Annotated in this window: 9 protein-coding genes, 1 tRNA gene and 2 pseudogenes; 3 read left to right on the forward strand and 9 right to left on the reverse strand. The window is 40.4% G+C overall.

Going from position 1 to position 9460, the window contains the following annotated elements; translation table 11 throughout:
* Window positions 1-18 precede the first annotated feature (18 nt).
* Window positions 19-108 (forward strand) — tRNA-Ser (locus tag Q8865_09945).
* A gap of 59 nt (window positions 109-167) precedes the next feature.
* Here the strand turns inward: Q8865_09945 and Q8865_09950 are convergent.
* The 3 genes and pseudogenes from Q8865_09950 to Q8865_09960 form a co-directional block, all read right to left on the reverse strand.
* Window positions 168-461 carry a DUF4368 domain-containing protein gene (locus Q8865_09950; protein MDP4153739.1) on the reverse strand — a complete coding sequence of 98 codons (294 nt, stop codon included), beginning with the start codon at window positions 459-461 and terminating at the stop codon, window positions 168-170.
* A gap of 84 nt (window positions 462-545) precedes the next feature.
* Complete coding sequence (locus Q8865_09955; protein MDP4153740.1) at window positions 546-1235, reverse strand: recombinase family protein; 690 nt, start codon at window positions 1233-1235, stop codon at window positions 546-548.
* Between the two features lie 107 nt (window positions 1236-1342).
* Window positions 1343-1732: pseudogene (locus Q8865_09960) on the reverse strand (recombinase family protein).
* A gap of 134 nt (window positions 1733-1866) precedes the next feature.
* Between Q8865_09960 and Q8865_09965 the strand changes: the two are divergent.
* Window positions 1867-2532, forward strand: a complete 666-nt coding sequence (locus tag Q8865_09965) for a zinc dependent phospholipase C family protein (protein ID MDP4153741.1) — start codon at window positions 1867-1869, stop codon at window positions 2530-2532.
* Window positions 2533-2855: 323 nt separating this feature from the next.
* Here Q8865_09965 and Q8865_09970 read toward each other — a convergent pair whose 3' ends face one another.
* The 6 genes and pseudogenes from Q8865_09970 to Q8865_09995 all read right to left on the reverse strand — a co-directional run bounded on the left by Q8865_09970 (window position 2856) and on the right by Q8865_09995 (window position 8229).
* The gene (locus tag Q8865_09970; GenBank protein MDP4153742.1) at window positions 2856-3290 is read right to left on the reverse strand and encodes a type II toxin-antitoxin system HicB family antitoxin; all 435 of its coding nucleotides are present in this window, start codon (window positions 3288-3290) and stop codon (window positions 2856-2858) included.
* A gap of 105 nt (window positions 3291-3395) precedes the next feature.
* A pseudogene (locus Q8865_09975) lies at window positions 3396-3526 on the reverse strand (addiction module toxin, HicA family).
* Window positions 3527-4296: 770 nt separating this feature from the next.
* Window positions 4297-5274, reverse strand: a complete 978-nt coding sequence (locus Q8865_09980) for a serine/threonine-protein kinase (GenBank protein MDP4153743.1) — start codon at window positions 5272-5274, stop codon at window positions 4297-4299.
* Window positions 5275-5312: 38 nt separating this feature from the next.
* Window positions 5313-5654: a P-II family nitrogen regulator gene (locus Q8865_09985; GenBank protein MDP4153744.1), complete on the reverse strand. Its 342-nt coding sequence runs from the start codon at window positions 5652-5654 to the stop codon at window positions 5313-5315.
* A gap of 108 nt (window positions 5655-5762) precedes the next feature.
* On the reverse strand, window positions 5763-6539 hold the full coding sequence (locus Q8865_09990; protein MDP4153745.1) for a protein phosphatase 2C domain-containing protein: 777 nt from the start codon (window positions 6537-6539) through the stop codon (window positions 5763-5765).
* A gap of 166 nt (window positions 6540-6705) precedes the next feature.
* Window positions 6706-8229 (reverse strand): APC family permease, encoded by a 1524-nt coding sequence (locus Q8865_09995; GenBank protein MDP4153746.1) that lies wholly within the window; start codon window positions 8227-8229, stop codon window positions 6706-6708.
* A gap of 983 nt (window positions 8230-9212) precedes the next feature.
* On the opposite strand from Q8865_09995, the gene Q8865_10000 reads away from it, so the two are divergent.
* On the forward strand, window positions 9213-9460 hold a 248-nt coding region (locus tag Q8865_10000), incomplete at its 3' end, for a sodium/proton-translocating pyrophosphatase (protein MDP4153747.1).

A 9460-nucleotide genomic window follows, 5' to 3' on the forward strand; every position in this document is an offset into this window, starting at 1 on the left:
AAAACATTTTCACCATACGGAGAAGTACTCAAGTGGTGAAGAGGCGCCCCTGCTAAGGGTGTAGGTCGGGTAACCGGCGCAAGGGTTCAAATCCCTTCTTCTCCGCCATGATGGGAGTATGCTTGTCCGAGCATACTCCCATTAAACTTTTGACTAGAAAGTTTCGATTAGGCATCGTTTAGGAAACTAAGCGGTGCCTCTTCGTTTTTGTCGGAAATGTTACCGACAAAACGATACTGGATAATGATGTCCTGCGTGTAGGATTTACCTTCGTGTTCGACTTTTTCACTCACGATGATCTTGTCAATCAGCTTTGCAACAATAGACCGATCTAACTCTCGAACATCAAGGCAGCTTTCGATGCAATCTAACCATTCATCAACATTGCCCTGAATGCTCTTTTGCGCTTGTAGAGCATCGTAAGATGATTTTAATTGTTCGGGGATGTTTTGAACTTCCATGGATAAACTTTTTGATATAGATAAAAACGGAACATCTGTAATTATTCCGTTGCATTTATCTATGTATAAATCCTTGAGTGCATTTTAATTTTCCCTCTGTTTTGCTTCTAATTCACTGATTTTTCTTTCCAGAAGCTTTGTCTCGTTTATGCGTGATTTGCTCATGTCTCTAATCAGCCGTTGGCGGATTTTGTCACGCACGGCTTTCGCAAGAACTGCATAATGACGAATATCATTTAGTACAAATTCCGACAAGGTAGATTCCCGGATTGAATGCGGTGAACAAGCTTCTTTTCCAGCATTATTGAATAACGAGCATCGATAACTATTTCTTTTGTAATATGCCAATTTCAAGCCACAATCGCCACAAATAGCACAACCTGAAAATAGACCGATTTTGTCTGCTGACTTTGTCCTACGAACATGATGTTTTCCATTAACTATCCTAGATTGAACATCATCCCAAGTAGAACGATCAATAATTGGTTCGTGAGTGTTCTCGACGATAATCCACTGGGAAGGATCAACAGCACGACGTGTTTTTTTCTTAAAGGATACGACTTCACGTTTTCCTTGTACCATATTACCAATATAGACTTGATTTCTAATCATACTTAATATCGTGGAGCTTGACCAACTATTGTGTTCATTTGCTTTGGGTTTTTGACCACTGCCATTACTAAAACAAAAAAAGCGAGGTGAATCGATCTTCTCGATATTAAGCTTCTCACTAATACCACGAGCGCTTGCGCCTGAACGAAACTCATCAAATATTCGACGAACAACCTTAGCAGCAGACTCATCAATGAAAGTAAATGCTTGTCTGCTGGCGATTTGATATAACCATAAGGTGCGTGGCTTCCCATAAACTTACCCTGTTGTGCACGGCTCTTCTTAACTTGCCGAACTTTCTTTGATACATCTTTGGGGTACCATTCATTCATTATGTTCTTAAAAGCGAAATATCCGTTATCATCCTTCATGCTGTCGAAATCATCAGTAACAGCGATTAAGCGAATGTTATTCTCATTAAAGAACTCTTCAACATACTGCCCAGTTTTAATGTAATCACGTCCGAAGCGGCTCATGTCTTTGGTAACAATACAGTTAATTTTCCCATTTTCAGCATCATTTATCATTCGCTTAAAATCGGGACGATCAAAGTTAGTGCCAGAATATCCGTCATCTACATAAATCTCTTTTAAATTCCACCCCTTATCATTTACATATTTTGTTACCAGTTGCTTAATAAAAATTTTATATGGGTACACTTGTGCTTCACTTGTATTGTAAAGAAGAACTCAAAAAAAGCAACTCATCTGTGTAAAATTGCAGATATCTTCAATCTGTGCTATGCTTTGAACAAACGAATAGGAATATAAATCGCATTTGAGGTGGTTCTATAATGGCATATTGGATAACGCACCTTAGGGTAGCTGACGCTGTTATTCAAAAGCTGAATCTCTACGTCAATATGGAAAATTATCTTGTCGGGAGCATTGCAACTGACAGCGGTATGCCGGTCTTCACCGACAACGGAAAGAAAAGTTACATCCCCCCTCGTGCTGTTTCTCATTGGACAGACGTACCCTCTAATTGGGATTCGCCAATCCATTACAGCCGCTTTTATAATGCTTATGTTAGCAACGAGACCGATTTAGACAAAAAATCGTTTTATCTAGGATACTTTGTTCATTTGCTGACCGATATGCTTTGGATTGAGCTTATTTCCCGGCCTGTAATTGAGAGCTTTTCGTCTCATGATGATTATGCGCTCTGTGGTCGGAGTCGTGCAAGACAAGACTGGATGGAAAATGAACAGATATATCTGCAGAACAATCCCGATTTCAGGCCGTTGAAAACTTTGCAATCGATCCAAAGTTTCGAAAATGTTTACCTCGATTACTTTCCACCGGAGGCCATTCAGGTAAAAATCGGACAAGTAATTGATACATACAAAGATTCCAGTGTTGATGCAGCAAAAGTTCATCCTTATGTTTCCTTCGAACGGTATGAGCAGGCTGTTGATGTTATTATTCGATTAATAATTGCAAATCTGCTTTCAAGATAAAACGGGACGGCTGATTAGCCGTCCCGTTAATTTGATCTATTACCAAAATCCATGTAATCTTTCTGCCTTCTACTTCATTTTACTCACGGTGATTACGAAATAAAGGATAAGATTTTAGATAAAGCACTTTGAAGAAAAAGTCTATAAGCAATTATATTGGTTCACAATCGCTATTATCTCGTCAAAAGAACTAACAGTAAAATCAGGGGCAAATCCAGAAGCTACTTCTTTTCTTACCGGGTTTTTTCACTCTGCTTCAGCAATATGTGACTCTACATTATGAATACGTTCTATTGTTATATTACAATCTATCTTATATAAATTTAGCCCTGTTTATAGTTCTGACTGTTTGGAGAATCTACTCCCAAATAATTTATTAAAGCAGATTGCAAAAGTTTTGAGTAATTCACATTATCTTTTTCAGCCTGTGCAGCCAGCCACGCGGGAAGGGAAAGTGTTTTTTTGACAAAACGGTTATTTACCCGCTCCCGAACCGGCGGCATAAATACCTCCACCATAACCGCCACTTCATTGTTGCGAACCTCAATATTTTTTAACGGTCTAGGTGCGGGTATCCCCTCCCCATCTTGTTCCATGCCCCACAAGTGGAGACCTAACGCTTCTTGGGCGGTTTTAAAAGCCTCATCCTCTGTAGATGCGCAGGGTAAGCAGTCGGGAAGGTCAGGAAATGAGATTGAAATTCCATCCTCTGCATAATTGAACACAGCAATAAATGAATATCTGTTTTTACTTGACATGTTAATGCCTCCATTCATTATAGGGTAAGGGGACGGGAATTAAGGAAATTTAACTCCCGCTTGTTTTTCGATACTTTTCAATGTACCTATTGGTATGTTCTTTCAGGGGTGCATTATTGTTGTTCGCCCTTTTTTAATTGTGTGTTTGAATTGCCAGTGGTCACCGTCGCAGCCTACGAAATACAATCCATCCGCTTCAAGTACCTTAATACATCTCTTGAACTGTAGCTTTTCACTAGGCATCCCCCTTACTGTCCACTATTATAATGCGTAATCTATTACGTATTAAGGCAGCAATATTCAAAAGCATCCCCCGCCTATCATTTGTGTGGACTGACGGAGGTTATTACAAGCGTTCAAGTCGTTTTTCTTCAAGTGCCATGGTGGTTTCCCTTCTGCCCGTCTAACCAATAGCACAGCCGTAGGATTATTCGTTCGCTGTTTCTGTAAAGTGCGGGCATTCTTCTTTTTCCATTGCTGACATTACCGGCACAACATCGTTTTGTACCCATAAGTCAAGGAAAAAGCGGGAATAATTTACTCACGGTGAGTAATGTGCCAGCATTCCAAACTTACTCACGGTGAGTAACGTGCCAGCATTCCAGACTTACTCACGGTGAGTACACTAACTTGAATTTTAAAGCTTGTTCATGTCATAAACAAAATGGGAAGCTCGATATCGTGCCAGGGTCCCCAGTTTGCTCATTAGGTACGTTAACCCAGTATGGCGGGAGCTTGGTCCGCCAAATATTATTTTTATTATCTAGGTAAACAAAGACATCATTTTTTGAATATTAGCGCCTACATATTCAGGTCGATGCGCATCAGAAGCAAAACGAATATCTACATTTTTTCTCTAAAAATATTGAGCATTGTCTTGTTCATCCCTAATTCAGCATTAAAACAAAATTCTAAAGCAAAAAGTCGGAGCAGCCAACCCTTTTTGGGTAAGTTGCTTCGACTTTTTTCCACAGGGCTGTTTTGCAACAGCCCCTTTTACTGCAATTTATCTGTTGAATATATACAGCAGAATTCCCAAGGCTGCAGCTGCAACTGCGGCGGCAGCGATAATCAACCAGAGAAACTTATTAAAGTGCTTGCTTTGTGATACAGCGACCATTGGCGGATCAGGTAATTGAGAATATTTCAAATCCACCTCATCCAAGTGACGTAAATCCTCTGCCATGTCATGGGCGGTGCTGTAGCGCTCGTCTTTTCTTCTTCTCATCGCATGGCAGATACATGCCCAAATTGCTGGATGAGTATCGTGCTTAATTTGATTCAGCGGTTTTGGTGTTGAAGTGAGGTGCTGATACATGACTGTCATTGGGTTGTCTCCGCTATAAGGCGGAAATCCGGCAATCATATGGTAAAGAAGGCATCCTACAGCATAGATATCGCTTTTTTCGTTTCCCCGCTCACCCTTAATTTGCTCAGGAGACATATATTCTGGTGTGCCGATTAGCCCGGAAAAGCCCCTCCATGTAACCCTAGGGGAATTACTCATCATGGCAATCCCGAAATCGATAATCTTTAAATGGCCGTCGTTTCCAACCATCAGATTTTCCGGTTTAATGTCTCGGTGGCAAACACCCTTTTTATGACAGTAATCTAAGGCATCCAACAGATTTGCAACCATATCTGTGGTTACATTAATAGGAAATAGCTTCCCTTCGTCTAACACCTTAGCAAGAGTATCGCCTTCCAGATAGTTAAATACAAGATAGGGGGGAGTGCCCTCAGAAGAATCGATTGCAACAGTGAGATCCGGATGCTGTAAGAGTTTTCCAATGGAAAGTTCACGTTTAAAACGTTCATAAACAGCAGGATCTCCCAATTGGCTGACTTCGGGAAGTTTCAGTGCCACTTTTTTGTTTCCCTGTAAGTCCTCCGCGAGATAGGTTCCGGCAAATCCGCCATGACCCAGAGTACCGATAATTTTATACCTTTCACCTATGACCGTTCCGATTTCAGGCTGGGGCATCTTGTCACACTCCGTCCGGGCTTAATTTTTACAGAATCTTAAATGGCCTTATCGCCCCGTTCTTCAGTGCGAATACGAATAGCGTCGGTTATAGGCGAAGTAAAGATTTTACCGTCGCCGATTTCTCCGGTTTTTGCCGCCTTTATAATGGCCGAAATAACTTGTTCAACGATTTCGTCAGGCACAACCATTTCGATTTTAGTTTTGGGCAGCAGATTAATGTTCAATTCTGTATTCCAATTCAATTCTTCCGTATGACCCATTTGGAAGCCGCACCCGATTACTTCCGTAACCGTCATGCCGTGCACGCCAAAGTTCGATATTGCGTCTTTTACACCTGCGATTTTATCTGGGCGTATTATGCATTCTACTTTAACCATATAAAATAACACCACCTTGCAATCAAATTTAAATAATTATATTATATCAAGTTTATTAAAAAAGTAAACACAAGAGCACAAGTGCCGACAATATTGTTTCAAATATTATTATTTAATATCTATCGACATAACGGTCATGTTATCTTCGCCGCCGCGTTCATTTGCAATCTCTATTAATTTGTCTATGCTTTCGCTCACATGCCTTTTTTCTACTAGAAAATTTTGTATTTCTTCGTCAGTGAAATGTTCAAAAATTCCATCCGTGCATAAAAAGAAAACGTCACCCTCCTGAACATTTCCGGAATAAAAGTCAGCAGGCAATATTGGCCTTTCACCCAGTGAGCGGAGTATAACATGCTTATTCGGATGTGTTCTGGCCTGTTCCTTTGTAATAAAACCCATTCTCAAAAGCTTACCGACGACGCTATGATCTTTGGTTAGCTGAATAAAATTGCCGTCTCTGAGTAAAAATGCTTTCGAATCTCCGACATGTGAAATATAGAACTTGTTATCCTTGATCAAAAGCGAGGTGAGTGTGCACATCATTTTATTGCAGCTGCCGTTGGCTTCAGCCAAATCATAAATATGCAGTGCAGTGAATTGGTAGGCCGATTTAAACCTTTCAATATTTTTTTCGGTATAATCTCCGAAATAATATTCCTGCAAAAGAACATTAACCGCTTCCGAACTTGCAACTTCACCGGCCCGCGAACTGCCGACACCATCTGCAATGGCAAAAAGGCTTCCCAGTTTTTCTTTTACTCTTTTATCTTCAGGTACGAAATAGCCGCAATAATCTTCATTATTCTCGCGTACCATACCTTTGTCCGTGCAGCACTGCACATTTAAATCAATATTTAGTTTTGTTTTCATTGTATTGATCATAACAACAGCGCTCCCGTTTATCAAACAGCCCGTTACAGAAACTGTTTGCTGAAAATTTACATAAAAGCGAATTATTGATTTAACTATATATCTGCTGCAAAAGGCCTCTTTCTAATCATGAAAGGGCACTTTTGCAGCAGATTTCATTCAATTATGCAATAGGTTTTTATGCCTCTGCGTTTTGCTTAACCAAAATGGTCTTGCCTGCCTTTTTGGAGTGAAGTCTGAAGTAGACGATACCTACGATGAGCCAGACAACTGAAACACCAATGGCGATAAGTGCAGACATCATGGTTGCTCCGCCCGAAACAATTGCGAGCAGGATGACTATGACCAGCATGCCGATATTGGCAATCGCGCCAAGAATCGGAATAATGATTGCCGTAATCGGGTTTTTCTTCGGCTGCTTCCAGAACGCAACCAAGGCAATCAGGTTGGTCATTCCATAGAGCAGGAAGGTGCCTATATTAGAAATCAAGGTGACGGCCGTCAGCGTTGTAAGGTTAATAACCGTAAATGCGCCGATTACAGCGGATACAATTGTGATAATCACAACGGCAGTATGCGGAGTGGCATGCTTAATATGAAGAGCGTTCAGGACAGTTGGCATTTCCTCATCCTTTGCCATGGCGTAAGTGACGCGCACGCCAGTGTTCATGCAAGAAAGCGTTGTTCCGAATACAGCGATGGCTACGGAGATAGCCACGAGAATCATGCAGATAAAGCCGGAATTATTTAACAGAGTGTCACCGAGATTCTTAACCATATCACCAATTGGTGCGGCAGAATTAGCTGCGGCCCCCAAACCGTTCACCGGTGCTCCAGTGCTGTCTACTCCTGTATAGGAGGTGTTAATCCAGCCGTTGGCGGCGAAATATTCGAAGAAATAGAAGATAAGACCCTGAAGCACAAGCGACAGAATTGTTCCGCGGCTGACGTGCTTAATGGATTTCGATTCGGCGGCAAGTGCCGTTGCGGATTCAAATCCTACCAGAACGAGTATGGCAATTGAAGACTGATACATGACATTCATAAAATTATGAGGCATGACAATGTCAAGCGGATTTGTAAAAACAAAGGTGACATGCTGCGGATTTGACAGCCTGTATGCAATTGCAAGCACAGATATAAAGATAATTGTAACAATCTGGATGATATTAATAACCACACTGAAGGTTGTTGAACCTGAAACTCCGCGGTATGCAACAAATCCTGTAATGGCCGATAAGCCAACTGCAATCAGCATCTGAACCGGAATGGAGAGGCTAACACCGAACTGACCCGTAATATAGTTGAGGAGTATGGCAAACATGCCGACCATCAGGCCCGGGTAAACCCAATAATAGAGGTGTGAAAACCAGCCCACGACGAACTTGTTGATACGAGAAAAAATAGAAAGCTTTTCAGTGGACATAAAAGCGTGCTCTGCAAAATAATAGGAGCTTCCGGTTCCGGCCTCGGGATACAGGGTTGCAAGCTTTGCGTAGGATATAGCTGTGAGAAGTGCCAAAACAAGCGCGAAAGCAAGACCGGCAAACATGTCTTTTGCAGTGGATTCACCGTTAACGGTCTGGGACGCCTGCATTTGATAGGTAAGCCATAGGAACGCACCGGGTGCAATCAATGCCATGGCATTGACTGTTACACCAGTAAGGCCTAGTGTTTTTTTCATTGTTACCTGTTCTGCCATCTTAATTCCCCCAAATTCATATTGGTTTATATAAACAAAAAAGCCATTATCCTTGACGGATAAGGCTTCATTGCCTGTATTGAATTGAATTACCCTCGGAAATATTAAAAGCCGGAACCCATAAACAATAATGGGTAACCGGCTTCATTGCCATTTGTGATGTTTAACTTTGATTGAATTGTAGCATCCAACTTGCAAAATGTCAATAGTGTAATAATGAATAAAGAACAGCTGGTTAAACATTCTAATGTTTATGTATAATTACAAATGTGTGAGTATAGCAATATAAATTGTAAACATTTTACTATTGACATGCAGTTATTTTTTAATAACGATTATTAATTCTCTGCTAAAAGCTGTAAGATTAATACGTATGAAAGCGAAAATGTTTTTATTTGCAATATTCAACACGTAAACTTGCAAAAATTAAGTTTGATATAACAAATGCAATTACAATTATAGAACAGAATAAAGGGCGTATTGCAAAATGAAAATTTTGCAGCGCGTCCTTTTGCTGTTGAAAAGTCATCAGAAGTTCAAATATTGTTGAAAATTCTGTTATGCAACGAAATTTTAGTCATAGCAAAGCACAGGGCACGAAAACAATCGTGAAAAGGAAAGGTAATTCACAAATCAAATTAAAATTTGAATTAAATATACACCAAAATATACCAATAAAGTTTGTTGGAAAAGCATTATGACAATTTCTTACATTTGTGGTATAGTCTATAAAAGGGAAATGTTTTTTTAAATTTTCAGTTAATTTATCAAGCCGTTTCACAAAACATTATTGAAAATAACTTTATATTTGTGCTCCAAAACCCGTTAATGCTTAAGTATGCGTTACATACTTGATATTTAGAATATGAAAATTTCGTGTTCTGACGGTATGTACTGTTTGTAGTTAACCAGTCACTTAAGGTTTGCTGAGATTTTTGTATTTTATTTTCTAACGAAAAAATACATACAAAGGAGCAAATACTATGACCAGTCTGCAAAACGCAAGCGCATTTGAAACTATTTCTATCTACGTTGTGCTGCTCATTGCCTTTCTCGGCCTCGCCTACGCTCTATTGCTGCGCAGGCAAGTCCTGAAGGAGGATAAGGGCACCCCCAAAATGCAGGAAATCTGGAACGCTATCCGTTCAGGAGCTGAAGCCTATCTGGGTCGTCAGCTGAAGACCATCCTGCCCCTAATTGCAGTTTTCACCGTTATTCTGTTCTTCTCGGT

It is taken from the genome of Bacillota bacterium (assembly GCA_030705925.1).
GTDB lineage: Bacteria > Bacillota > Clostridia > Oscillospirales > Feifaniaceae > JAUZPM01.

Excerpts from the sequence above, each read along its gene's own strand:
- Q8865_09970 (MDP4153742.1), bottom strand. The coding sequence starts at position 3,290 with ATGTCAAGTAAAAACAGATATTCATTTATTGCTGTGTTCAATTATGCA.
- Q8865_09965 (MDP4153741.1), top strand. The coding sequence starts at position 1,867 with ATGGCATATTGGATAACGCACCTTAGGGTAGCTGACGCTGTTATTCAA.
- Q8865_09980 (MDP4153743.1), bottom strand. The coding sequence starts at position 5,274 with ATGCCCCAGCCTGAAATCGGAACGGTCATAGGTGAAAGGTATAAAATT.
- Q8865_09995 (MDP4153746.1), bottom strand. The coding sequence starts at position 8,229 with ATGGCAGAACAGGTAACAATGAAAAAAACACTAGGCCTTACTGGTGTA.
- Q8865_09990 (MDP4153745.1), bottom strand. The coding sequence starts at position 6,539 with ATGATCAATACAATGAAAACAAAACTAAATATTGATTTAAATGTGCAG.
- Q8865_09950 (MDP4153739.1), bottom strand. The coding sequence starts at position 461 with ATGGAAGTTCAAAACATCCCCGAACAATTAAAATCATCTTACGATGCT.
- Q8865_09985 (MDP4153744.1), bottom strand. The coding sequence starts at position 5,654 with ATGGTTAAAGTAGAATGCATAATACGCCCAGATAAAATCGCAGGTGTA.